The 24,138-nt window shown below is 69.2% G+C and carries 23 protein-coding genes; 19 read left to right on the forward strand and 4 right to left on the reverse strand.

Annotation, left to right across the window (positions count from 1 at the left end; translation table 11 throughout):
- Positions 1 to 18: 18 nt before the first annotated feature.
- Together Q1A98_RS21145 and Q1A98_RS21150 are read left to right on the forward strand one after the other, a co-directional pair.
- Complete coding sequence (locus Q1A98_RS21145) at positions 19 to 1,068, forward strand: acyl-CoA dehydrogenase family protein (RefSeq protein WP_299577188.1); 1,050 nt, start codon at positions 19 to 21, stop codon at positions 1,066 to 1,068.
- 2 nt (positions 1,069 to 1,070) lie between these two features.
- Positions 1,071 to 2,207: an acyl-CoA dehydrogenase family protein gene (locus Q1A98_RS21150; protein ID WP_299577191.1), complete on the forward strand. Its 1,137-nt coding sequence runs from the start codon at positions 1,071 to 1,073 to the stop codon at positions 2,205 to 2,207.
- Between the two features lie 23 nt (positions 2,208 to 2,230).
- Here the strand turns inward: Q1A98_RS21150 and Q1A98_RS21155 are convergent, their stop codons facing one another.
- The 3 genes from Q1A98_RS21155 to Q1A98_RS21165 are packed head-to-tail and all read right to left on the reverse strand — an operon-like array spanning position 2,231 to position 4,984.
- Complete coding sequence (locus Q1A98_RS21155) at positions 2,231 to 3,448, reverse strand: CaiB/BaiF CoA-transferase family protein (protein ID WP_299577193.1); 1,218 nt, start codon at positions 3,446 to 3,448, stop codon at positions 2,231 to 2,233.
- A gap of 38 nt (positions 3,449 to 3,486) precedes the next feature.
- The gene (locus Q1A98_RS21160) at positions 3,487 to 4,557 is read right to left on the reverse strand and encodes an acyl-CoA dehydrogenase family protein (RefSeq protein ID WP_299577195.1); all 1,071 of its coding nucleotides are present in this window, start codon (positions 4,555 to 4,557) and stop codon (positions 3,487 to 3,489) included.
- A gap of 1 nt (position 4,558) precedes the next feature.
- Complete coding sequence (locus Q1A98_RS21165) at positions 4,559 to 4,984, reverse strand: SRPBCC family protein (RefSeq protein ID WP_299577197.1); 426 nt, start codon at positions 4,982 to 4,984, stop codon at positions 4,559 to 4,561.
- Positions 4,985 to 5,058: 74 nt separating this feature from the next.
- Between Q1A98_RS21165 and Q1A98_RS21170 the strand changes: the two genes are divergently transcribed.
- The 5 genes from Q1A98_RS21170 to Q1A98_RS21190 all read left to right on the forward strand — a co-directional run bounded on the left by Q1A98_RS21170 (position 5,059) and on the right by Q1A98_RS21190 (position 9,972).
- On the forward strand, positions 5,059 to 5,955 hold the full coding sequence (locus Q1A98_RS21170) for an enoyl-CoA hydratase/isomerase family protein (protein ID WP_299577199.1): 897 nt from the start codon (positions 5,059 to 5,061) through the stop codon (positions 5,953 to 5,955).
- 75 nt (positions 5,956 to 6,030) lie between these two features.
- Positions 6,031 to 6,942 (forward strand): SDR family NAD(P)-dependent oxidoreductase, encoded by a 912-nt coding sequence (locus tag Q1A98_RS21175; RefSeq protein ID WP_299577201.1) that lies wholly within the window; start codon positions 6,031 to 6,033, stop codon positions 6,940 to 6,942.
- Between the two features lie 39 nt (positions 6,943 to 6,981).
- Positions 6,982 to 8,370, forward strand: a complete 1,389-nt coding sequence (locus Q1A98_RS21180) for an aromatic ring-hydroxylating dioxygenase subunit alpha (RefSeq protein ID WP_299577203.1) — start codon at positions 6,982 to 6,984, stop codon at positions 8,368 to 8,370.
- A 19-nt stretch (positions 8,371 to 8,389) separates the two neighbouring features.
- Positions 8,390 to 8,818 (forward strand): OB-fold domain-containing protein, encoded by a 429-nt coding sequence (locus Q1A98_RS21185; protein WP_299577205.1) that lies wholly within the window; start codon positions 8,390 to 8,392, stop codon positions 8,816 to 8,818.
- A complete protein-coding gene (locus tag Q1A98_RS21190; RefSeq protein ID WP_299577207.1) occupies positions 8,818 to 9,972 on the forward strand; it encodes a thiolase family protein in 1,155 nt (384 codons plus the stop codon). Before Q1A98_RS21185 ends, Q1A98_RS21190 begins: the two co-directional genes overlap by 1 nt.
- Before the next feature lie 55 nt (positions 9,973 to 10,027).
- Here the strand turns inward: Q1A98_RS21190 and Q1A98_RS21195 are convergent, their stop codons facing one another.
- Positions 10,028 to 11,224 (reverse strand): cytochrome P450, encoded by a 1,197-nt coding sequence (locus Q1A98_RS21195; protein WP_299577209.1) that lies wholly within the window; start codon positions 11,222 to 11,224, stop codon positions 10,028 to 10,030.
- A 146-nt stretch (positions 11,225 to 11,370) separates the two neighbouring features.
- On the opposite strand from Q1A98_RS21195, the gene Q1A98_RS21200 reads away from it, so the two are divergent.
- From Q1A98_RS21200 to Q1A98_RS21255, 12 genes are all read left to right on the forward strand, one after another.
- Complete coding sequence (locus tag Q1A98_RS21200) at positions 11,371 to 12,183, forward strand: enoyl-CoA hydratase-related protein (RefSeq protein ID WP_299577211.1); 813 nt, start codon at positions 11,371 to 11,373, stop codon at positions 12,181 to 12,183.
- The gene (locus Q1A98_RS21205) at positions 12,184 to 13,389 is read left to right on the forward strand and encodes an acyl-CoA dehydrogenase family protein (protein ID WP_299577213.1); all 1,206 of its coding nucleotides are present in this window, start codon (positions 12,184 to 12,186) and stop codon (positions 13,387 to 13,389) included. It abuts the gene before it with no gap.
- 15 nt (positions 13,390 to 13,404) lie between these two features.
- Entirely contained in the window at positions 13,405 to 14,715 is a 1,311-nt protein-coding gene (locus tag Q1A98_RS21210; protein ID WP_299577215.1) for an MlaD family protein, read from the forward strand.
- The gene (locus Q1A98_RS21215) at positions 14,712 to 15,749 is read left to right on the forward strand and encodes an MCE family protein (RefSeq protein WP_299577217.1); all 1,038 of its coding nucleotides are present in this window, start codon (positions 14,712 to 14,714) and stop codon (positions 15,747 to 15,749) included. The genes Q1A98_RS21210 and Q1A98_RS21215 overlap by 4 nt, the downstream gene beginning before the upstream one ends.
- Positions 15,746 to 16,789 carry an MCE family protein gene (locus Q1A98_RS21220; protein ID WP_299577219.1) on the forward strand — a complete coding sequence of 348 codons (1,044 nt, stop codon included), beginning with the start codon at positions 15,746 to 15,748 and terminating at the stop codon, positions 16,787 to 16,789. Before Q1A98_RS21215 ends, Q1A98_RS21220 begins: the two co-directional genes overlap by 4 nt.
- Entirely contained in the window at positions 16,786 to 17,892 is a 1,107-nt protein-coding gene (locus Q1A98_RS21225; RefSeq protein ID WP_299577221.1) for an MlaD family protein, read from the forward strand. Before Q1A98_RS21220 ends, Q1A98_RS21225 begins: the two co-directional genes overlap by 4 nt.
- Positions 17,889 to 18,992 (forward strand): MlaD family protein, encoded by a 1,104-nt coding sequence (locus Q1A98_RS21230; protein ID WP_299577223.1) that lies wholly within the window; start codon positions 17,889 to 17,891, stop codon positions 18,990 to 18,992. Before Q1A98_RS21225 ends, Q1A98_RS21230 begins: the two co-directional genes overlap by 4 nt.
- On the forward strand, positions 18,989 to 20,215 hold the full coding sequence (locus tag Q1A98_RS21235; RefSeq protein ID WP_299577225.1) for an MlaD family protein: 1,227 nt from the start codon (positions 18,989 to 18,991) through the stop codon (positions 20,213 to 20,215). The genes Q1A98_RS21230 and Q1A98_RS21235 overlap by 4 nt, the downstream gene beginning before the upstream one ends.
- 2 nt (positions 20,216 to 20,217) lie before the next feature.
- Positions 20,218 to 21,096 carry a hypothetical protein gene (locus tag Q1A98_RS21240; RefSeq protein WP_366943490.1) on the forward strand — a complete coding sequence of 293 codons (879 nt, stop codon included), beginning with the start codon at positions 20,218 to 20,220 and terminating at the stop codon, positions 21,094 to 21,096.
- Between the two features lie 4 nt (positions 21,097 to 21,100).
- Positions 21,101 to 21,922: an ABC transporter permease gene (locus Q1A98_RS21245; protein WP_299577227.1), complete on the forward strand. Its 822-nt coding sequence runs from the start codon at positions 21,101 to 21,103 to the stop codon at positions 21,920 to 21,922.
- A 1-nt stretch (position 21,923) separates the two neighbouring features.
- Entirely contained in the window at positions 21,924 to 22,778 is an 855-nt protein-coding gene (locus Q1A98_RS21250; protein WP_299577229.1) for an ABC transporter permease, read from the forward strand.
- Positions 22,779 to 22,894: 116 nt separating this feature from the next.
- The gene (locus Q1A98_RS21255; RefSeq protein WP_299577231.1) at positions 22,895 to 24,115 is read left to right on the forward strand and encodes a CoA transferase; all 1,221 of its coding nucleotides are present in this window, start codon (positions 22,895 to 22,897) and stop codon (positions 24,113 to 24,115) included.
- Positions 24,116 to 24,138 lie beyond the last annotated feature (23 nt).

Consider the following 24,138-nt stretch of genomic DNA (forward strand, 5'->3'; position numbering starts at 1 on the left):
ACGAGAAGGGAAGGTCTCGTGGACATCTCGTTGACCGACGAACAGGTGCTGTTGCGCGACACGGCAGTACGACTCGCCGACGACCTGGCGACCGAGAACGCCGACTCCGTGCCGAGCGGCGACGACCTCGCCGCGGCGTGGCGCCGGCTCGTCGAACTGGGTCTGCCGACCTTTCGCAGCCCGGCGACGAGCGGGCTGGACAGCAGCGGCGTCGAGACCGTCGTCGTGATCGAGGAGCTGGCCCGGACACTGTCGGCCGTCCCCGCGGTCGGTCAGGGCGCGATCGCCGTCGACCTGCTCGACGCGGCCGGTGCCGCCGAGGAACTGGACGCCGTCGCCGAGGGTCGTCTGCGTGTCGCGCCGATGCTGACCGCAGATCTCGGCGACCTGGGGTACGGCTCGGAGGGATCTGTCGTCTTCGACGCCGCCGGCGCGGACGAGGTGATCTTCGCCGTCGCCGACGGTCGCGACCACCGCCTCTGCCGCGTCGCGGCGCCCGCCGTGCAGGACGCGGTCGGCGGTCTCGACCTCACACGGCTGTACACGACGGTCACCTCCGATCTCGCGACGGTCGCGACGCCGGTGGGGTCCCCGATCGTCGCCGACCGATGGGAGCGTGCGGTCGCCCTCGCGCGCACCGTCGTCGCGGCCGACCTGGTCGGCGTGATGCAGGGCGCGCTCGACGCCGCGGTGCGGTACGCGGGGGAACGCACCCAGTTCGGCACCCGGATCGGCACGTTCCAGGCTGTGCAGCACATGCTCGCCGACGCACTCGTGCGGCTCGAGGGGGCACGCAGCTGTGTCTGGTACGCCGCGTGGGGCGTCGACCACCTCGAACCCGTGGAGGCGACGCTCGCGGCGATGACCGCGAAGGCCTACGCGAGCGAGGCGGCGCGGGAGGTGGTCGAGACGTCCGTGCAGGTGTTCGGGGGTATCGCCATCACGTGGGAACACCTGTCGCACCTCCGGTTGCGGCGCGTGCTCGTGGACCGCCGGGTTCTCGGCGACGAGACGGCGTTGTACCAACGGATCGCGGCGACACGGCTCGCGGACAGGGAGCTCGTCTGACCATGGATTTCCACGACACCCCCGAGGAAGAGGCGTTCCGGTCCGAGCTGCGGGCCTGGCTCGGTGAGCACGGCGACGTCACCGTGCCCGACGACCCCGCCGCCCGAGCCGACGCACAGAACGCCTGGCACCAGGAGCTGCACCGAGCCGGCTACATCGGACTGTCGTTCCCGACCGAGATCGGGGGCAAGGGCCGCTCGCCCATCTACGACGCGATCCTCAACGAGGAACTGGGCCGGGCGGGCACCCCGCCGACCGAGGGCATCGGACATCTGACGAACGCGCTGGCGCTCTTCGGGACCGAGGAGCAGCGTCGGGATCTGTTGCCGGGACTGATGTCCGGGCAGGTGCGGTGGTGCCAGGGGTTCTCCGAACCGGAGGCCGGGTCGGACCTCGCCGGGTTGCGTACCCGGGCCGTCGAGGACGAGGTCGACGGGGAATCCGTGTTCCGGGTGACCGGACGCAAGATCTGGACGAGCTTCGGAGCCGTCGCGGACTGGTGTTTCCTGCTCTGCCGCACCGACGCCGACGCCGGCAAGCACGCCGGGCTGTCGGTCCTCCTGGTGCCCATGTCCACCCCCGGTGTCCAGGTACGGCCCATCGTCAACGCCGCGCGGAACAAGGAGTTCAGCGAGGTCGTCTTCGACGACGCCGTGGTGCCTGTCGCGAACCTGCTCGGGGAGCGCGGGCAGGGGTGGGCGATCGCCAACCAGTTGCTCGCCTACGAGCGGGGACCCAGCGACATCAACTGGATCAGCCGACTCCTCGTGCAGCTGCGGCGACTCGAGAGCGACGTGCGCGAGGGCGTCATCCCCGACACCCCGACGACCCGAGCCCGACTCGGCCAGGTCTACGCCGAGCTGCGTGCCCTGCAGGTGACGGTGCAGCGGTCGTTGAGCAAACGGGTGCGCGGGGTCCTGCCCGGGCCGGAGGGGTCGGTCGACAAGCTCCTCATGGCACGGGCCGACCAGACGTTCGGCCACGCCGTGATGGATCTCAGCCCGGGGGAGACGCTGCGCACCGAGGGCCTGGACTGGGATCTGTACGTGTGGTCACGTGCCGCGACGATCTACGGCGGGACCGCGCAGATCCAGCGCACCATCGTGGCCCAGCGCGTGCTGGGGTTGCCGCGACGCTGATCGGCCGCCCCCGTCGCGACCGATCAGCGATCGGCGGCGCCGACGACACCCTCGGCCCGTAGGCCGGCGATCTCCGTCGACGTGAACCCGGCGCCGGCGAGCACGGCGTCGGTGTGTTCGCCCAGACCGGGGACGGCGCCCATCGCCATCTCGTGCCCCGCGATCACGGGCGGGGGGAGCAGCGCCGTGACGGTCCCCGCGGGGGTGTCGATCGGACGCCATCGATCGCGGGCCTGCAGGTGTGGGTGCGCGATCACCTCCGAGGGCGTGTTGTACCGCGAGTTGCCGATTCCGGCCGCGTCGGCCGAGGACTGGATGGTGACGAGATCACGTGTCGCACACCAGGCCTCGATGACGGCGTCGAGGTCCGCACGGAGCCGGACGCGGTCGGCGTTGCGGGCGTAGCGGGCATCGTCGGCGAGGTCCGGTCTGTCGATGACGTCCCGGGCCAGTCGCCGCCACTCCGCGTCGTTGGTCGTCCCGAGCACCACGGTGTGTCCGTCGGCGGTGGCGTACGCGCCGTAGGGGGAGACGGCCGGCGAGCTCATCCCCAACGGTTCCTGGTCGACACCGGTGTGCCGGGTGTAGGTCAGGGCGTACCCCATCAGTTCGGCGGCCGTGTCGAACAGGCTGACCGAGCCCGACGTCGCGGGCGGTCCTGCACCGGGGTCGGGGGAGCGACGTCCGCACAGCGCGGCGAGCACGGTCAGCGCCGCGTACAGACCGGAGCAGACGTCGGCGACGGGCGGACCCGGTTTCGCGGGCGCGTCGGCGGTCCCGGTGACCGAGCAGATGCCCGACTCTGCCTGCACCAGCAGGTCATAGGCGCGCTTGGCCGACAGCGGGCCGCCAGGTCCGTACCCGTCGATCTCCATCACGAACAGATCCGGGTGCCGGGTGGCGAGATCGTCGGGGCCGAACCCCATCGCGGCCATCGATCCGGGCGCGAGGTTCGACACGAACACGTCGGCGTCGTCGAGGAGGCGGTGGAGCACCTCGCTCCCGCGGGATGCCTTGAGGTCGAGGGCTATCGACTCCTTGCCGCGGTTGGCCCACACGAAGTGTGCTGCGAGGCCGTGCACCACGTCGTCGTAGTGGCGGGCGAAATCGCCGCTGCGAGGATTCTCGACCTTGATGACCCGCGCGCCGAAGTCGGCCAGGGTGCGGGTGCACATCGGGGCCGACACCGCCTGCTCGACCGACACGACGGTGATCCCCGCCAACGGGCCGCGTCCGCTCATCGTCGTGCTCCTCCGCTTCGGTGATCCGCGACGACGCCTCAGTCGCGCCGGGTGTTCCGGTCGCGCAACCAGGTGACCACCGGCGCGCGATGCTCGGCGCGTCCACCGAGGGCGGCGGCCGCGCACGCGGAACGCCGCAGGTGGACGTGCATCTCGTGTTCCCACGTGTACCCGATCCCACCGAACACCTGCGCGGCCCCCTCGGGCACCGCGCGCAGCCTGTCGAGCGCCCAGAACACCGCCAGCGACACGAGTGCGGGCGCATCGGGGAGTCCGTGGTCGACCGCGTCGGCGGCGCGGGTCACGAGCGCCCGACCGATCTCCACGTCACAGCGTTGGTCGACGAGCCGGTGCGCCACGGCCTGGAAGGCGCCGATCGGTCGTCCGAACGCCTCACGCTGCGTCGCGTACTCGGTGGCGGACGCCGTGGCGGTCGCCGCGATGCCCACCATCTCCGCGGTCGTGGCCAGGCGCGCCCGCAGCAGAGCGCCTCGATGCCGGTCCCGCGCCGCGTCGCCGCGCAGGAGTACCTCCACAGGGGCGCCGTCCAGGTCGACGGCCGCGGCCGGACCGTGGTCGAGCGGCGTGACCGGCTCCCTGCGCGCCCCGGGGCCTGTCGGGTCGACGACGCCGAACGCGACGTCGCCGTCGTCCTCGGCGAGGACGAGCAGGCGGGTCGCCACCATGCCGAAGGGCACCACCGACCACGACCCCGACACCCGTCCCCCGTCGAGCGCGCAGGTGGCCTCGAGAACCAGCGGGACACCGTCGACGGGTCTGTTCTCCGACCACGCCGCCGTCGCCGTCGCGGCGAGGGGCACGGGGGCCGCAGCGCGACCCACACACTCGGCGAGCACGCACAGCTGCGCGAGGGTGCCGTCCCCGCCGCCGGCGGACTCGTCGACCAGGACCTCCGGCCATCCGGCGGCGACGATCGTGTCCCAGAGCGGCGTGTCCCAGACGGGCCCCGGGCCGTCGAGCATCGAGCGGAACGCCTCCACCGACCACGACCGGTCCAGGACGGACCCAGCCGCGTCGCGTAGGGCGCCGAGTTCCGATGCGGTCTCGGCGATCTCGGAGACGGTGCGGGTCGCGGAGGACGCGGTCATGTCAGGCGTCGCGTGCGCCGGCCGGGGCGCAGTGGTCGGCGAGCCACCCGGCGATCATGGAGTAGATGGCCTCGACGTCGGCGACGGCCTTCTCGTCGTCGGCGGTGGCGCTGAAGTCGACGACGAACGTCGCGGTGGTGTCGACGTCGCCGGCCACGGTGGCCGTCACGTGGAAGCGCTCGCACCCGAGGGGGTTGTTCGCGACGTCGTAGGAGATCGTGCGTCGATCGGGCTCGAGCGCGGTGAGCGTCTCCACCACCGGAGTCGACCCGCTGCCGCCGATGAACCGCTGCATGCCCGGCCCGGAGCCCTCGACGCGGACGTCGCCGGCCAGCGGGATCCAGGACACGTCGGCGAAGTCGGCCAGGGTCGACCAGACGGTCTCGGCAGGGGTCGGGATCGACACGGAGACGGTGTGCGTCGGCATGGGCGAACACTAGCATCAGTGGAACAGATGGTCGGTATGTGTACTACTGTCACCTTCGTGGAAGAGCGTCGACGGTGAGCGAGGACAGCGGGGCGGCCGAGGGCCCCCCGGACATCGAGGACTGGGTGCTCTACGAGGTGGTGGAACCCCACATAGCTCAGATCACCATCAACCGTCCGGATCGGCGCAACGCGATCCTGTCGCCCGACATGCACGGGCTGTTCAAGGACCGCCTCGACCGGGCGGAGGCCGACGACGACATCAAGGTCGTCCTCCTCGTCGCGGAGGGCTCGGACTTCTCCAGCGGCGACGACGTCCGGCGGCTCCCGATCGAGAAGGCGGGCCTGAAGCAGGGGACGCGTCTCCCGCAGACCGCGCGGATGGCCAACGCCCGCCGGTTGCACACCCATCTCGCGAACTGGCTCGAGTTCCCCAAGACGGTGATCGCGGCCTGTCAGGGGGCCACGCTCGGGGCCGGCATGAACCTGGCCCTCGCCGCCGACATCCTCGTCGTCGCCGACGACATGTACCTGGCGCGCCCGCAGGCGCGCATCGGGTTCGCCGGTTTCTCCATGGCCATGCCCCTGGCGTTGCACAAGCTGGGTCCCAACCGGGGCTACGAGGCCATGATCACCGGCCGCAAGGTCCGTGCCGCCGAGTTGCACGACTGGGGTGTGGCCGCATCGGTCGTCCCGGCGGCGGAACTCCGTGACGAGGCCCTGCGGTACGCACGGGCGATCGCCCACCACTCCGCCGACGGTCTCATGGTCGGCAAGAGCGCGCTCATCACCTTCTGGCACGCGGTCGGAATGTCGCAGTTCGCGGACTGGGCGCCGATGGCGCACACGGTGTTCTCCAACCTGTCCTGGCGCGAGGACGAATACAACTTCATGCGCGAGCGCAAGGAGCGCGGTGGACGCGAGGCGTTGCGAGAGCTCGAGCGCCGGTACCGCGAGTGGGGATTCGACTGATTGAACAGTTGCTCATGAAATGTTCAGCTGTGCTGTAGTCTTGTGAACGATCGCGACGAAAGGGACTGAGCTTCGATGGGTGTGCTCGACGGGCGGACCGCGCTCGTGACAGGGGCAGGGCGTGGGATCGGTGCCGCGGTGGCGATGGGCCTGGCGGCCGAGGGTGCCACGGTGATGGTCTCGGACGCGGGGGTCTCCGTGGACGGATCGGGCCACGACGACGGACCCGCCGCGCAGGTTCGCGACGCGATCCTCGACGCCGGCGGGACGGCGCATGCCGACGCCACCGACATCACCGACTTCGAGGCGACCGCGGACCTCGTCACCCGCGCGGCCGACACGATGGGTGGGCTGGACGTGGTCGTGAACGCGGCCGGCATCCTGCGTGACTCGATGTTGTTCAAGATGAGCGAGGGTGACTGGGACACCGTCGTCTCCGTGCACCTGAAGGGGACGTTCAACCTGGCCCGGCACGCCTCGGAGTGGTGGCGTGAGCACCGTGGTGGGCAGTACCGGCTCATCACCTTCACCTCGATGTCGGGGTTGCAGGGCGCTCCGAGCCAACCGAACTACGCCGCGGCCAAGATGGGGATCGTCGGGTTGACGTTCTCGTGCGCGAACGCGTTGCGGAACTACGGCGTCCGCTCCAACGCCATCGCCCCGATCGCGGGCACGCGCATGACGCAGGGGATCAAGGGCGGCGGGAGCATGGACTACTCGCCGGAGAACGCGCGTCTCGCGCCGGAGAACGTGGTCCCGCCGGTCGTCTATCTCGCCAGCGAGCAGTCGGACTGGCTCAACCGACGGGTGATCTTCGCCGGCAACGGGCGGATAAGCCTGATGTCGAACCCCGTCGTCGAACGCGAGATCGTCTCCGCCTCCGGCACCTGGGACATCCCCACCGCGTTCGCGGAGATGGAGTCGTCGTTCAAGGAGGCCATCCTGTGGCCGAACATCTTCGACAAGGGTCTCGAGAACCGTGGGTAACCCGTCCGTCGAAGTCCGTTCACCGGAGAGTGAGACATCATGACCGACACCGCGCAGACCGCACCGACCGGAGTCCCCGAGAAGTGGGCGCTGGGCGAGACGTTCGTCCCGAAGGCGCGCTACACCGATCGCGACTTCCTGCAGCGGGAACTCGACAAGCTCTTCACCCAGGTGTGGCAGATCGCCTGCCGCGCCGAGGAGATCCCCGACCCGGGTTCGTTCCACGAGTACCGCGTCGGCAAGCAGTCGATCGTCGTCATCCGTCAGAGAGACGGGTCGATCAAGGCGATGCACAACGCCTGCACGCACCGCGGGATGAAGGTCGTGTCCGGGTGCGGTCGTGCCGAGGACGGTGAGCTGCGGTGCCGGTTCCACGGGTGGCGGTACAAGCTCGACGGCAGGTCGACCTTCGTCCCGAGCCGCGAGGAGTTCGCCGAGCGCCCCAGTTCGGAGTGGGCCCTGCGTCAGGTCCACGTCGGTGAGTGGGGCGGGTGGGTGTTCGTCTCCATGGCGGAGAACCCGCCGGAGCTCCTCGACTGGTTGGATCCGCTCGTGACCTCGCTGGCGCCGTTCCGGTTGGAGGACATGCGGTTCCGCTGGCGCAAGCGCACCACGCTGCCCGCGAACTGGAAGACCGTCATCGACGCGTTCATCGAGGGCTACCACACTCCGGGTACGCACCCGCAGACCATGCGAACCGCGGAGACACCCGCACCGCCGGCGCATCCGGCGAAGCCGCAGGAGTACGTCTACGCGCCGTACACCCCGACGATGACGTACCCGAACCACTCCCGGTTCGTCTACACCCAGCGTCCGGACACCGGTGACAAGGACGCGGCGCGCCAGAAGGCGCAGGCGCGGCCCGAGGTGTTCGCCAACGCGATGCAGTACAACTACAAGGAAGTCGGGTCGCTGGTCACCGAGCGCGACTACCGTGCGGCGCAACAGCTCCGGACCATGGAGCCCGGCGAGGTGCCGCCGTTCCTCCTGTACCACCAACTGTGCGAGGAGTTGGCGCTCGCCGAGGGCGTCAAGTTCCCCCAGATGTCGATGCAGGAGTACTTCGGCGGCAACGGCGACTGGCACATCTTCCCGTCGGTCGTGATCCTCGTCGAGAAGTCGTGTGTCCTCGGGTATCGCATGCTCCCGGACGCCGACGACCCGGACCGCTGTGTCTTCGAGATGTTCTCGCTCGAGCACTTCCCAGAGGGGGAGGTGCCGGAGACGCAGTGGCAGGTGTTCGACCGGTGGCAGGATCACGACGGCTGGGGTGAGTTGCCGACGCAGGACCTGGTCAACATCGCCGACATCCAGGCGGGCATGCACTCCGAGGGGTTCGACGGCATGTGGTTGAACAAGGCGCAGGAGATGTCGATCCACAACGCCCACGTGATCGCGGACCGTTTCCTCTTCGGCGACGGGTCGTGAGCACCGCGGGTCCCGCCCGGTGACGGGCGCCGCCGGCTCGACCGGCCGGCCCGTGCCTGCTCTCGTCGACCACACCCGGACGTTCTGGACGTCGGGCGGACGTGGCGAGTTCACCATGCAGCGATGCGTCGCGTGTGAGCGCCTCGTCCATCCCCCGGCGCTGCGGTGTCCGCACGACCACGGCGAACTCCGGTACACCGCGCTGTCGGGGGACGGGGTCGTCGAGTCGTGGACCGTCGCGAATCATCAGTTCCTGCCGGGCTTCCCGCCCCCGTACCTGATCGCGTTCGTCACACCGGTGGAGGACGACCGCGTCCGGGTGTTGGTCAACCTCGTCGACGTCGACCCGGCCGAGGTGTCGGTGGGGATGCCCGTCGTCGCGGTGTTCGACCATCGGTCCGCGGACGACGACGAGGTGTACGTCCCCCAGTTCACGTCGCGCCGCTGATGGACTCCGTCGCCCTCGAACGGGTCGTCATCAGCGGTGTCGGCCAGTCGCAGGTCGGGCGTCGACTCGGTCGCAGCGGTCTCGACCTCACCGTCGAGGCATGTCTGCGCGCCGTCGCCGACGCCGGCCTCACCCTGTCGGACATCGACGGACTCACCACCTATCCGGGCTCGTCGTCGCCGAGCCCGGGGTTCTCCGGCGCGTCGCTCCGCGAGATCCACGACGCCCTGGGCATCGAGCCGGACTGGGTGTCCGGGGGTATCGAGTCGCCCGGTCAGCTCGGTGCCGTCGTCGACGCGGTGATGGCCGTGTCGACCGGCCTGGCCCGGCACGTGGTTGTGTGGCGCAGCATCTGGGAGTCCACCGCGCAGGGGCACGGCCGCAGGCAGGGGTACGGGGCGGGCTCGACCCGGCCGTCGGGGATCATGAGCTGGCAGCTGCCCGTCGGTGCGACGGCGGCCAACCTCGCCGGGCTGCAGGTGCGCGCGCGGATGCACCGCTTCGGGTTGACGCGCGAGCAACTGGGGCACGTGGCGATGACGCAACGCGCGCATGCCGCCGGGAATCCGGCTGCGGTGTACCGGGATCCCATGGCGCTGTCCGACTACCTCGAGGCACGCATGGTCTCCGATCCGCTGTGCATGTTCGACTGCGACGTGCCCTGCGACGGCGCCACGGCGTTCGTGGTGTCACGGGCAGAACACGCCGCGGCGCTCGATCATCCCGCCGTCGCGCTCGAGGCTCTCGACTGCGGCCACCACGACCGGTTCATGTGGGAGGCCGGGCGGGACATCACGCGGATCAGTTCGCGGTCGTCGACGATCTGGGACCGCACCGACCTCACGCCGGCCGACGTCGACGTGGCTTCGCTCTACGACGGGTTCTCGGTGTTCGTGCTCTGCTGGGCCGAGGACTTCGGTTTCTGTCCCGTGGGGGAGTCGGGGCGCTGGGTGCAGCAGGCGGCCGTCCCGTTCAACACCGGCGGTGGCCAGCTCTCGGGCGGGCGCCTGCACGGCTTCGGCCACCTGCACGAGGCCTGCCTCCAACTCCGGGGGGGGGCGGACGGACGACAGGTCGCCGACGCGACCGTGGCGGCGGTCGGTGTCGGTGCGGCGAACAGCGGGACGACGGCGATGGTCCTGCGCCGGGCCTGACACGACCCACCCCGTCGCGCCGGGCCGACGGACGACCCGGCGCGACCGGACGGGATCAGAAGACGATGGGCACGCTGGCCGGACCGCGGACGGAACTGGTGTGCACGTAGCGCACGGCGTCCCAGTCGACATCCCACGTCGGGAAGCGGAGCAGCGTCTCCTCGAGCGCCACCCGCGCCTCGAGCCGGGCCAGCTGGGCTCCGAGGCAGAAGTGGGCGCCCTGCCCGAAGCTCAGGTGCCGGATCTTCTGCCGCTCGACGTCGAAGGTGTCGGGATCGTCGAACTCGCGCTCGTCGCGGCCGGCCGCGCCGGTCACCAGCGCCACCTTCGACCCGGCCGGGATCAGGGTGTCGTGATACGTGACGTCGCGGGTGGTGTACCTGCCCTGCACCGGTGAGGGCGCCTCGTAGCGGAGCAACTCCTCGACGGCGTTGGGGATGAGACTCGGGTCCGCGGCCAACTTGGCGCGCTGCTCCGGGAACCTCGCCAACGTCATGGCAGCCCAGCCCAGCAGTCGTGCGACGGTCTCGTTGCCGGCGACGTTGATCAGGGCGATGAACACGAAGAGCTCACCGTCGTCGAGCAGGCGGACCGTGCCGTCGGGGAGAGTCAGCTCGCTCTCCATCATCTCGCTGACGACGTCGTCGCGAGGGTCGTCGCGCCGAGCGGAGATCTGGTCGGCGTAGTAGCCGAAGAGCTTGGCGTGGGCCGCGTCGCCCTCCGCGGTGACCTCGGGACTGCCCTCGTCGCGGTGGACCTGGGCGTCGCTCCAGACGCGGAGGTTGTCGTGATCCTCCTCGGGGAAACCCAGCAGCGAGCTGATGACCATGACCGGCAGGCGCATCGACAGGTCCTGGACGTAATCCATCCGTCCGGCACCGGCGTGGGTGTCGAGGTATCCGCGCGTCAACTCCCGCACGTGGTCCTCGAGCTCCAGGATCTTGCCGCGGATGAAGGTGCGATTGACGAGCTTGCGCATCGACGTGTGCACGGGCGGGTCCATCATGATCATCGGCGCCGGATCGCCGACCGGGAACGGGCCGATGCTGTCGATCGTGACGCCGTGCGCCGAGGAGAACGTGTCCGTGTCCATCGTCGCCGAGAGGACGTCGTCGAACCGACTCAACGCGTAGAAGTCGAATTCCTCGTTGTGGTACACCGGCACCTCGTCGCGCATACGCTTCCAGGCGGCATAGGGATTCACGTGCAACTCGCGGTCGAACGGATCCCAACGCAGATCGGCGGCGACCATGCAGAAGTCCTCTCGGTTGACGGGTAAACAGATCGACACGAACTGTTCGATCGTATCACCGAAACGCCGTTCATCGAAGATGAACACTGGTACGCTCCGTGTGCAATCGACCCGTTCGGGACAACGCCCTGAGGAGACCGCCGACAGTGCCCACGCAGACGTTCGAGCATGTGATCTACGAGAAGGACGGTCACATCGCGCGCATCATCCTCAACAACCCCGACGCGGCGAACGCGCAGACATCAGAGATGGTGCACAACGTCAACAAGTGCCTCGACGACGCCCAGTACGACTACGAGATCAAGGTCGTCATCATCAAGGGCAACGGGAAGGGGTTCTGTTCGGGGCACGTCCCGACGGGCGCCTACCCGGAGTTCGCGGCTGAGATGGAGGCGGCGGGGAAGGTGTGGCGGTCGGCCGCGCAACTGTTCCTGTGGCCGGTGCTGAAGCTCTGGGAGTTCCCCAAGCCGGTCATCGCGCAGGTGCACGGATACGCGATCGGTGGCGGCACCACCTGGGCGCTGCTGCCCGAGATCACCGTCTGCTCCGAGGATGCGTGGTTCCAGATGCCGCTGGTGCCCGGCTTCGGCCTGCCCGGTGCGGAGACGGCGTTCGAACCCTGGGTGTTCATGAACTACAAGCGGGCCGCCGAGTACCTCTACACGGCGCAGAAGCTGAGCGCGCAGGAAGCGCTGGAGTTCGGTCTCGTCAACCGCGTCGTGCCGGCCGACGAACTCGAGGCGACCGTCGAGGAGCTGGCGGCCAAGATCGCCAAGGCGCCGTTGATCACGTTGCAGGCGACCAAGTCCGGGATCATCCGCGCCTGGGAGGGCATGGGTTTCCGCGTCCACCAGCAGTCGACGAACGACCTCCAGGCCATGGTCACCGGCTCGAAGGAGTTCCAGCAGTTCCTCGCCGATCTCATGAGCAAGTCGTCGAAGCCGTCCGAGCGTGCCTGAGTGTCCGGCCTGACCCCCATCGTCCGATTCGGCGACGACGCCGCGACTCGGTCGCTGCGACACAGCGTCCGGGAATGGCTCGAGGAGTGGCTGCCGGACGAGTTCCGCGCCACCGCAGCAAATCCCGATTATCTCCCGCGCGATGCCCACGAGCGTGCCGTGGAGTTCTGCCGTCGGCTGCACGAGCAGGGCTGGTTCGTCCCACAGTGGCCGGCGGAGTACGGGGGTGGCGGCCGCGGCGTCGTCGAGCAGGTCGTCATCCGCGAGGAGTTGGCCTACGCGGGCGCGCCGCTGGTCAACACGAACGGCGTGAACATGCTTGCGCCCGTGCTCTTCCGGTACGGGACGCCCGAGCAGAAGGAGGAGCATCTCCCGCTGATCGCCCGCAGCGAACGGATGTGGGCGCAGGGGTACTCCGAACCGGAGGCCGGATCCGACCTCGCCTCGCTCAAGATGACGGCCCGGCGCGACGGCGACCACTACGTCCTGCAGGGGCAGAAGACGTGGACCAGCAACGGCGTCCTCGCCGACTGGATCTTCGTCCTCGCCCGCACATCGCCGGTGGGGAAGTCCCGCCGGGAGGGGATCTCGTTCTTCCTCGTCGATCTCGAGACCCCCGGCATCACGCGGCGACCGATCCGGTCGATGACGGGGTACGCCACCTTCGCCGAGGAGTTCTTCGACGAGGTCCGCGTCCCGGCCACGCATCTCGTGGGAGCCGAGGGTGACGGGTGGCGGGTGGCGAAATCGCTGTTGGACGCCGAACGGTCCAACGTCACCCGCGCAGCGCAGGCGCAACGCTTTCTCGACGAACTCGTCGAGTGGTGCCGAGCCCGTCGGGGCCGGCCGAACGACCCACTGGCCGATCCCATGAACCGGGCTGCGCTGGCCCGCGCGGCGGAGAAGACCGAGGTGGGCCGCGCGCTGTCCTATCGGGTCGCGCAGAACCAGGCACAGGGCACCCTCGACGCGGCCCTGCCGTCGCTGTCGAAGCTGTACCACGCCGAGTTCACCGCCGAGTTGCGGGCGCTCGGCGCCCAGATCCTCGGACCCGCAGGCCAACTCATGCCCGACGATCCCGACGCACTGCTCCACGGGCACTTCAGCGACGGTCTCCTCCTGTCTCTCCTGCACCGGATCGGGGGTGGGACCAGTGAGATCCAGCGCGACGTCATCGCCACGGCAGCTCTCGCCCTGCCCCGCTGAATCGCGGGGTGCACGATGACCGGGGCGATCCTCGACCCCAGCGGTCGAGGCGCGTCGGCTCGGGTTCTCCTGCTGTCCGGTGTCGGTCTGTTGGCCGTCGTCGCCCTCGCGGTCGCCGGTCTGATCTCCCTGTCGGAGGGCACGCTCCGCAGTGATGTGCCCGTCCGGGCGATGATGACGAACCTCGGCGACGGGCTCCCGGCGAAGGCCGACGTGAAGTACCAGGGAGTTCTCGTCGGGTCGGTGTCCGGTGTGACGTCCGGTCCGCGCGGTGGCACCGATGTCGTCGACATCGATCTCGATCCCACGTATGCGAGGTCGGTACCCGCGACGGTGACCGCACGCATCGTCCCCAGCAACGTGTTCGGCGTGCCGTCGGTGGAACTCGTCGACAACGGGCCCGCCCGCCCGCTGTTCAGCGGCGCCGAGATCGTCCAGGACACCAGCGAGTCCACCATCCGTCTGCAGTCAGCGCTCGACAGGATCAACCAGATCGTGTCGGCGGTCGGACGTGGATCCGGCGACGACGCCGTCGGTGTCCTCAGTGTGCTGTCGGAGGCGACGGCCGATCGCGGCGCCGAGATCGACCAGGCGGGATCGCAACTGCGTCAGATCGTCGCGACGATGAACGGCATCGTCTCCGACCGGTCCGGTCCGTCGACCGTGGAGTCCGTGACGACCGCGCTCCGCGAGGTGAACGCCTCGGTCCCCGACGGTCTCGACGCGCTCAACAGCGCCATCGGGCCGATGCTCACCCTCGCCCGACAGCGTGCCGGGCTCGAGTCCCTCCTCGGCACGGGCACCTCGACCCTCGGCCGGGTCGACATCGGGCTCGGGCGCAATCTCGAGAAGATCCTGGCGACCACGTCCAAAGCCGGCCCGGTGGTCAGCGCGCTCGGTGACGGGGCGGCGAAGTTCCCCCAGATCGCGGCGTCGGTGGACTATCTCAGCCGTCAGTTCCTCAGCGTGTGGGATCCGGTGCGCCAGATGTTCACCGCCAAGGCCATCGTGCAGTTCACGCCGAACCGGCAGTACACCCGGGCGGAGTGTCCGCGCTACGGCGACCTGGCGGGCAAGAGCTGTTCGACGGCACCGGTCACCGCGCCGCCGCAGACGGCGGCGTCGCCGATCGACCCCCGTGCCTTCCAGATCCCGGACGGCCTCGGTACGCCCGACATCGGATCGACGGGGAGCGCGCAGGAGCAGGCGCTCATCGGTCAGATCCTCGGCGTCCCGCCGAACGCCGCCTCGACGCTCCTGTTCGGCCAGATCGCGCGGGGCACGACCGTCGACGCCGTGCCGCTCCCCGGGGAGAAGGCACCGTGAGCCGGCGGGGTCCCCTGATCGTCCTCGTCGTGTTCGTCGTCGTCTCGGCCGTGCTGACCTGGACCGTCGCGTCGACACTGCAGCGCGGTGTGAACGGGTCGACGCACACGTACTCGGCCCGCTTCAGCGACGTGTCCGGCCTGGCCGTCGGCGACGACGTCCGCATGGCCGGTGTGCGCGTCGGCCGGGTCGACTCGATCCGGCTCGACGGCACCACCGCGCAGGTGTCCTTCGCGGTCCGGACCGACCAGACGATGTACGGCGACACCAAGGTGTCGGTCACGTACCAGAACCTCATCGGTCAGCGATATCTCGGGTTGTCCCTCGGCGCGCCGGGCCCCCACGTCCCGTTGCGACCGGGCGCCGTCATCCCGGAGACCAGGACCGAACCGTCCTTCGACATCAGTCGGCTGCTCCGTGGCTTCGAGCCGTTGTTCGGCACGCTCGACCCCGGCGCCATCGACAACATCAGCGATGCGTTGGTGAAGGCGCTGCAGGGCGACGCGGGGTCGGTCGCCAATCTCGTGGCGCAGACGACGCAGCTCGCCGAGTCCTTCACCGGGCCCGATCAGGTGCTCGGGGCCGTCATCACGAACCTCAGCACGATCACCGACGGCCTGGCGAAGCAGACGAACAACCTGAACACCGTCATCGAGCAGACGCGCAAGGTCTTCTCCGGACTCCAGGCACGCCGCGAGAGCCTGTTCGACGACGTCGACGTCATCAGCCGCACGGTCGCCCGCGCCTCGGAGATCGTCGAGGCCGACCGGCCCGACATCAACGAGTTCCTCGACCGCAAGCCGGGATTCGCCGAACACTTCGTCCAGAACAGCGGGAAGTACGAATATCTCGGGTTCAACCTTCCCTATCTGCTCAAGGGCATCTCTCGTCTGACCCAGACGGGTCCCTACCTGGAGGGCTATGTCTGCAACATCCGGTTCACCGCGATCCCGGGTCTGGCCCCGCTCATCCCGGACATCGTGAACGCCGTGACGCCGGGCGGGACGAAGCACACGGTCCGGTGCCGCCCATGACCATGCCCCGACCACGTCGCCCGCGCCTGCGGCCGCTCGACTCCTACAACCGTGCCGCGGTGGGTGCCGTCGCGCTGGGCGTCCTCGCGCTCGTCCTCGCCGTCGTGCTCGTGGTGAACTCGACGGACTTCGGCCAGCGCGAGGTGAACGCCGACTTCGCGCAGGCCGCGCAACTGGAGTCGGGTGATCAGGTCACCGTCGCGGGGGTCCCGGTGGGAACCGTGCGCTCTGTCGACCTGGCGGGCGACCACGTCAGCGTCTCGCTCTCGCTGGACTCGTCGGTCCGACTGGGTTCGCAGACCACCGCGGCCATCAAGCTGACGACGCTGCTGGGCAACCGGTACCTCGAACTGAACCCGGCCGGCGGCGGTGACCTGCCCGGCGGTCGGATCCCGCTGGCGCAGACCAGCGTGCCCTACAACCTGCAGACCGCCCTCCAGGACGCGACGACCACGTTCCAGCAGGTCGACGCCGACCGACTGGCGTCGGCGTTGAACGAGACGTCCGGGCAACTCGACGGTGTGCCGCAACTGATCCCGGCCGCACTGCAGAACGTCCGCGTCCTGTCCGGGGTGATCGCGGACCGACGCGACCAGATCGGCTCGCTGCTGCAGAGCACGAGCAGACTGACGACGGTGGTCCGCCGGCAGCAGGAGAACCTGGGCCAGCTGGTCCTCGACGGGGCGTCGGTGTTGCAGGAGGTGCAGACCCGGCGGGCGTCGATCCAACGGCTCCTGGACTCGGCCACGTCGGTCATCCAGGAACTGAAGCCGATCGCCGTCGACGACCAGCCCGCGATCCGTTCCCTGCTGGACAATCTCGCCGACATGACCGGCATGCTCAAGCGCAACGACGCACTGCTGCGCAACCTCTTACAGGTCCTCCCGGTCCCCTGGCGGTCGCTCAACAATCTCCTGGGGTCGGGTCCGGAGGCGGACGTCAACCTCGATCAGGGTGGATTCGTCGACTCCTTCATGTGCGCGATCGCGACGAACCTGCGGCAGGTCGCCCTCCCGCCCTACTCCCAGGACTGCAAGTGAATCGCCGCACCGTGGTCGTGAGGGCGGTCATGGCCATCGTCGTGATCGTCGGAGCCGCACTCGTCATCGGGCCTGCGACGGTCGGTTCCGACGACCGGACCATCACCGCGCGGTTCGACACCGCGGCCGGCCTCTACACGGGCAACCCCGTCGACATCCTGGGCATCCACGTGGGTTCCATCAGCAGCATCCGACACACACCCGAATACGCAGAAGTCGTCATGTCGGTGAAGTCCGATGTGAAGATCCCCGCCGACGCCTCCGCCGTCGTCGTGTCGGACTCGGTGATGACCGAACGCCACATCGAGTTCACACCGCCCTACCGTGGCGGGCCGACCATGCGCGGCGGTGCGGTGATCGGGCTGGAGCGGACGAAGACACCCGTGCAGTTCGACGCGCTGCTGACGATGGCCAACCGCTTGACCGCGTCCCTCAACGGCGACGGGGAGGGCAAGGGACCGTTGGCGAACATCATCGCCACAGGCGCCGCGGCGACCGCGGGCAACGGCGTCGAGTTGCGTGGCGCGCTCGACGAGCTGTCGAAGGCTCTGAAGATGGGGGACGGGGGAGGCGCCGCCACACGCGATGCCATCACCACGATCGTGAAGAACCTCGACTCCCTGACGACCGCCGCCGCGCAGAACGACGCGTCCATCCGCCAGTTCGGTTCGGGCATCTCGACTCTGACGCAGCTGCTCGACGACCAGGAGCTCGGTACCGGCACGACGGGGTCGAAACTCGTGCAGATCCTCGCCGCCACGACCGACCTGATGGACAAGTACCGCGGAAAGATCTCGCAGACCCTGGGCGGAGCCGACGTGGCATTGAAGAGCGTCGCCGACAACAGGCAGAACATCGCGTCGTTCTTCGATCAGTTCCCGCTCGCGGCGGACAACGCCTTCGCGATCGTCGACCCGACCCTGCGAGCCGGTCGAGCACACGTCAACCTCGATCGCCTCCTGCTCGACGGGCAGACCCTCAAGTACATCTGCAACGTGCTGAACCTCAAGAACCTGGGATGCAACACCGGGAAGGCCTCGGACATGGGTCCGGACTTCGGCGTCACCGCGATGCTCGCGGGTCTGGCGGGACTGAAGCGATGAGATCACGTGCACGCACCCTCCACCTGGTGATCGCCGCCGCGGTGATCGCGGTGCTGACGGCCGGCTGCTCAGCCGGGCTCGACAACCTGCCGCTGCCGGCGCCGGGACAGACGACCTCGGGCTACCGGCTGTCGGCGCAGTTCGCGAACGCACTGAACCTCCCGACGAAGGCCAAGGTGCGCCTCGACGGCGTCGACGTCGGTGAGGTGGAGTCGATGCGTGCGTCGTCGTATTCGGCGGTGGTGGACATGAAGATCCGCGACGGGGTGCAGATCCCGCGGGGCACGGTGGCCAACCTCCGGTCGGCCACTCCGCTCGGCGACGTGTTCGTCGCGCTGGAGGAGCCGGCGGGTGCGTCGAGCGGTCCGGCGCTCGCACCGGGGTCCGTCATCCGGCAGACGTCGTCGGCGGCGACCATCGAGGACGTGCTCAGCCGGTCGGCGTTGCTGGTGAACGGTGGCGCCATCCGTGACCTCGCACGCACCCTGAACGGTCTGGGACGTCGGATCGGCGGCCGCGGCGACGCCCTCGGCGACCTGATCGCCCAGAGCACACGACTGGTCGACGACCTCGCGGCCCGGACGAACTCCATCCAGGCGGCCATCACGAGCACCGATCAACTGTCCTCCACGGTTGCGCGGCAACAGCGCACCGTCGACGACGCGCTGAGCGCCGCGTCACCCGCACTGTCCACCCTCGGCGGCACGACGGACGGCATCGTCGACATCGCGGACCGGTTGGGCAGCATATCGGCGAAGCTGCAACGCTTCCCGGTGATGCGTGAGGGGGCGCAGGGGAGCATGGCGCGCGACATCAACAACCTCGCGGCGGGCCTGAACGCCGCGGCGACCCAGCCCGGTGTCGACCTCAACAACTCCAACAAACTGTTCTCGATCCTCGCCGGGCGCATGCTCGCCGGCGTCGGTGCGGCGGCGGACGTCGACGTCGCGGGCTTCTCGCTCGGCCCGGTGCCCGTCGGTCCGTACCCGGCCAACCCGGAGTCCCGGGTCCCCGACGGCCGAGACGTCGCGAACCTCGTGGGATCGCTGACCTACACGCTGCAACGGCTGCGCGACAAGGTGATCGGACCGGGCCGATGAACGCCTCGTTCCGATGGATCTCCGATCAGCGTCGCGTCCTGTCGGTCGTGGCCCTCGTGGTCACCACGGTCCTCGCCGGGGGATACCTGGTGTTCGGCTCGCTGCGGGTCGACCCGTTCCAGTCGACGTACACCGTGCGGGTGGACCTGGCGAAGTCCGGCGGACTGCTCCCTGGGCGGGATGTGTCGCTGCGCGGCGTCCGGGTGGGCACGGTTCGATCGGTCGATCTCGTCGACCGGACGGTGGTCGCCGTCGCCGAGATCGACAGTGGTGTCCGCATCCCGGCGAGCAGTCCGGCGCGTGTCGCCGCGCTGTCGGCCGCCGGTGAGCAGTATCTCGACTTCGTGCCCACCACGTCCACCGGCCCGTTCCTCCGCAACGGGTCGGTGGTCGGGGTGGGACGCACCTCCTCACCGGTGTCGCTCGCGGACACACTCACCAACGCCGACGGCACGCTCGCGCAACTGAATCCCGAGCAACTCGGCTCGATCGTCCGTGAACTCGGCGCCGGACCCACCGCGCCCGACAAGCTCGCCGACATCATCGACGGCGGCGCGTTCCTCATCTCGACCCTCTCCTCGGTGCTTCCGCAGACCTCGTCGCTGATCCGGAACACAGCGGTCGTCGCGAACACCGTGAGCGAGCTGGGGCCCGGATTGCGCGACACGGCAGCCGGTCTCGACCGGACCCTCACGGGAGTGCAGAAGATGCAGGACGGGTTCGGTCGCCTGGTCACGATCACCCCGGCGACGTTCCGTCAGCTCGACCAGATCATCTCCGACAACTCGCCGACGATGGTCAGCCTGCTGGGCAACCTCGTGTCGACCGTGCAGGTGATGCAGCTGCGCGAGCCGGCGATCCGGTCGTTGTTCTCGCCCTCGGGTCGTACAGGCTCGGCGGCACGTGCGGTGGGATCGGTCGTCCACGACGGTGCGATCTGGGCGGTGGTCAACATCTACCCGCGCAAGATCTGCGACTACGTCCAACCCCGCCTACCGGTGTCGGGTGCCTCGTTCCCGGAGCCGTACCTGTACCCGACGTGTACGCCGGAGGATTCGGCACAGATCGTGCGCGGCGCGGCGAATGCGCCCCTGCCGCCGGGTGTGACCGATGCGCCCCCCGACGACCTGAACGCGGTCACCAGTCCCACGCCCCGGGGGCGGTACTCGCTGCCCTTGATCCCCGGCGGCGCGCGCCAACCCGTCCCCGTCCCGGGAGGATGACCATGGCCACGACACCACGGCCCGACGACCCGTCCGACGAGGACCTCGACGTCGACGCGTTGAGCGGTGCCCTCACCGACGCGGAATACGACGACGCGCACGACATCGACGCCTTCCGCGACGTCGACGGCCCAGCCCACACAGAGCCCGAACCCGCCGAACCCGAAAACGGGGTGGCGACACCAGCGGCTGCTGATGCGGCGCAGGAGTCCATGACGAGCTCGTCGGCGACGATCTCCGCCGCGAAGGCCGACACGACGACCACCGACGAACCCGCGACGGTGACGGAACCCTCCTCGGCGGACACCGAGACCGGTCCCGACGACGGCACGAACGAGAACGCGACGACGGCGGCGGAGCACGATCCCGCGGCCCGAACGGTCACCGTCTCGCGCCGTCGACGACTGCTGGCACGCGCCGTGATCGGGATCCTGCTGGTGGCGGCCGTGATCGGTGGGGTGCTCGCCGGGATCTGGGGCACCTCACTGCAGGATCGCGAGCAGGTCGCCGACGCGGCGAAGGCCGCCGAGGACACCGCGCGGACCTACGCCGTCACGCTCACCAGCATCGACTCCGCCACCATCGACCAGAACTTCCAACAGGTCCTCGACGGCGCGACGGGGAGCTTCAAGGACATGTACGCCAAGTCGAGCGATCAGCTCAAGACCCTCCTGGTGCAGAACAAGGCGACCAGCAAGGGCCAGGTGATCGACAGCGGGGTGCAGTCGGCCTCGCGTGACCGGGTCGTCGTCCTGCTCTTCGTCGACCAGAGCGTCACGAACAACCAGAGCCCCGATCCCCGGGTCGACCGCAGTCGGATCACGATGACGATGAACCGCGTCGACGGTCGCTGGCTCGCCTCCCAGGTCGATCTGAAGTGAGCTCATGACAACCGGATTCGGGCAGAGGACCCGTGACTACGTCCGCAAGCACCCGGTCGCGTCGCTCGACACCGTGGGCGCGCAGTTCGTCATGGGCGTGCGGGCCGTCTACTGGCTCGTCGCGGACATCGCCACCGGACAGTTCCGGTTCTGGGAGTTCGTCCGCCAGGCCGCGTTCATGGTGAAGACCTCGTGGCTGCCCACCCTCGCGGTCGCGCTGCCGATCAGCGCGACGTTGTCCATCCAGTTCGGCCTCGTGGCCGGTCAGGTGGGTGCCACGTCGCTGGCGGGCGCGGCCAGCGGACTCGCCGTCATCCGGCAGGCGGCGCCCGTCGTGACGGCGATGCTGCTCGCCACCGCGGTGGGATCGGCCATCTGCGCCGACCTCGGATCGCGCACGATCCGCGACGAGATCGACGCGCTGGAGGTGATGGGGCTCAACCCGCTGCGGCGGGAGGTCGTCCCCCGCGTCGCGGCCGGCGTCGTCGTGGCGGTCGGGCTGACCGGGCTGTCCGCGTTCGTCGGCTTCTTCGCGAGCTACATGTTCAACGTCTACGTGCAGGACGGCACACCGGGCAGTTTCGTGCAGACCTTCTCGTCGTTCGCGACGGTGTCGGACATGTGGCTCGCTGTGGTGAAGGCGGTCGTCTTCGGGATGATCGTCACCATCGTGGCGTGTCAGAAAGGACTGAGCACCAAGGGCGGTCCCGCCGGCGTGGCGAACTCGGTCAACGCGACGGTCGTCGCCTCCATCGTGCTGCTCATGATCGTCAACGTCGCGTTCACCGAGCTGTACACCATCCTCTTCCCCAGGGCGACTCTCTGACATGGCATCTCGTTACTACCCGACCGGCGTCCGGCCGCTCGTCATCCTCAGCCAGAAACCGCGGTTCCAGGTCATGCGGCTCGGCCACGCGGCCGTCTTCATCGCGACCGCGATCGCGGGGATCCCCACCGTCCTGCGGCACTACCGCAAGGAACTCCTCCGGCTGATCTCGGCGGTGTCCTGGGGCAACGGTTCGCTCATCGTCGGTGGTGGCACCGCCGGGATCATCGTGGTCCTCGGGGCGAGTGCCGGTGCGCTGGTGGGCATCGAGGGGTACAGCGCCCTGAAGCTCCTGGGGCTGAGTCCGTTGACCGGGCTCATCTCCGCGACGGTCTCCACCCGTGAGCTGGCGCCCATCATGGCGTCGCTGGCGTTCGCTGCGCAGGCAGGATGCCGGTTCACCGCGGAGCTGGGGTCGATGCGGGTCGCCGAGGAGATCGACGCCATGGAGTCGCTGGCCATCCGGTCGGTGCCCTACCTCGTCACCACCCGCATGCTCGCATCGGTCGTCGCGATCATCCCCCTGTACCTGGTGTGCCTGGTGGCCAACTTCGTCGCGGTCCAACTGGCGATGACGGTGGCGGGCAGCAAGTCACCGGGAACCTACGACCACTACTTCCACCTCGTGTTGACCGGGTCCGACATCGGTTTCTCGCTGGTCAAGGCCATCGTGTTCGTGATGCTGACCACCGCCGTGCAGTGCTACTTCGGCTACTACGCCTCGGGTGGTCCCGAAGGCGTCGGTGTCGCGGCGGGCCGCGCGATGCGGGCGGCGATCACGCTGATGATCATCGTCAATCTGCTTCTCACGATGGCCATCTGGGGATACAACAGCGGCGCACGCATCAGCGGTTAGGCGGTCGCGCCGATGGACGATACGTCGTCAGACGAACACGATGTGTTCTACTGTTCAGTGGCCAGGAAGGTCGGATCCGGCGGTGCAGCCGGCCACCGCGACACGCGAGGAGAACCATGAACCAGCCGATGACCGGGGTACGCGTCCTCGAGGTCGCGCAGTGGACCTTCGTCCCGTCCGCGGGCGCAGTGCTGGCCGACTGGGGGGCCGACGTGGTCAAGATCGAGCACCCGCGCACCGGAGACGCACAGCGCGGCCTGCGCCAACTCGGGCACATCACGATCGAGGGCAACCGGAACCCGGTGATGGAGCACGCGAACCGTGGGAAGCGTTCGGTCGCACTGGACATGGCGAACCCCGCGGGCCGGGAACTGCTGCTCGACATCGCGCGCACCAGCGACGTCTTCCTGACCAACTTCCTGCCCGACGCCCGGGCCAAGCTCGGCATCGACGTCGACGACCTCCGGGCCGTCAACCCCGACATCATCTACGCGCGGGGCAGCGCCTACGGCGCGCTCGGCGCGGACGCGCGGACCGGTGGCTACGACATGACCGGGTTCTGGAGCCGCGCCGGCGGGGCCGTCGGATCCACCCCGTCGGACCTCGACGGGGTCGTGCCACAACCGGGACCCGCCTACGGGGACTCCCTCGGCGGCATGACCATCGCGGGTGGGATCGCCGCTGCGCTGTTCGAGCGCGAGCGCACCGGCGTGGCACGCGTCGTCGACATATCGCTTCTCGGCGTGGGGATCTGGGCGTCCGGCGTGGCCGTGAACGCCGCGCTGGCCACCGGCGAACCGTGGATCACGAACACCGCCGGGGCGAACGTCGCCCCGAACAACCCGCTCGTCGGCTTCTACAAGACGGGTGATAGTCGATACCTCGGCGTCTCGATGCTGCAGGGCTTCCGGTTCTTCGGCGATTTCTGCCGGCGCATCGGCCTGGCCGAGCTGGCCGACGACGAACGGTTCTCGTCCCACGAGTCGCTGACCCGCAACGCGGCCGCGGCGACCGAGGCCATCCGCACGCGACTCGCGTCGGAGACGCTGGACCACTGGCGATCGGTGCTCGAGGGGTTCTCCGGACAGTGGGCTGTCGTGCAGAACACCGCGGAGGTCGCAGCCGATCCGCAGGCACGTGCCAACGGCAACATCGTGGCCGTCGGTGACGGGGACGACCGGTACGACCTCGTCGCGAGTCCGGTGCTCTTCGACGAGGAGCCCCTGACACTGGCCCCGATGCCGGAGTTCTCGGCGAACACCGAGGAGCTGATCCTGGAGATCGGTGGGGACTGGGACCGCATCTCCGATCTGAAGGACAAGGGCGCGATCGCCTGACCGGCGGACCGCGGCCCCGGGGC

Origin of the sequence: uncultured Williamsia sp. (assembly GCF_947494875.1) — a bacterium.
In the GTDB taxonomy this organism is placed as follows: Bacteria; Actinomycetota; Actinomycetes; order Mycobacteriales; family Mycobacteriaceae; genus Williamsia_A.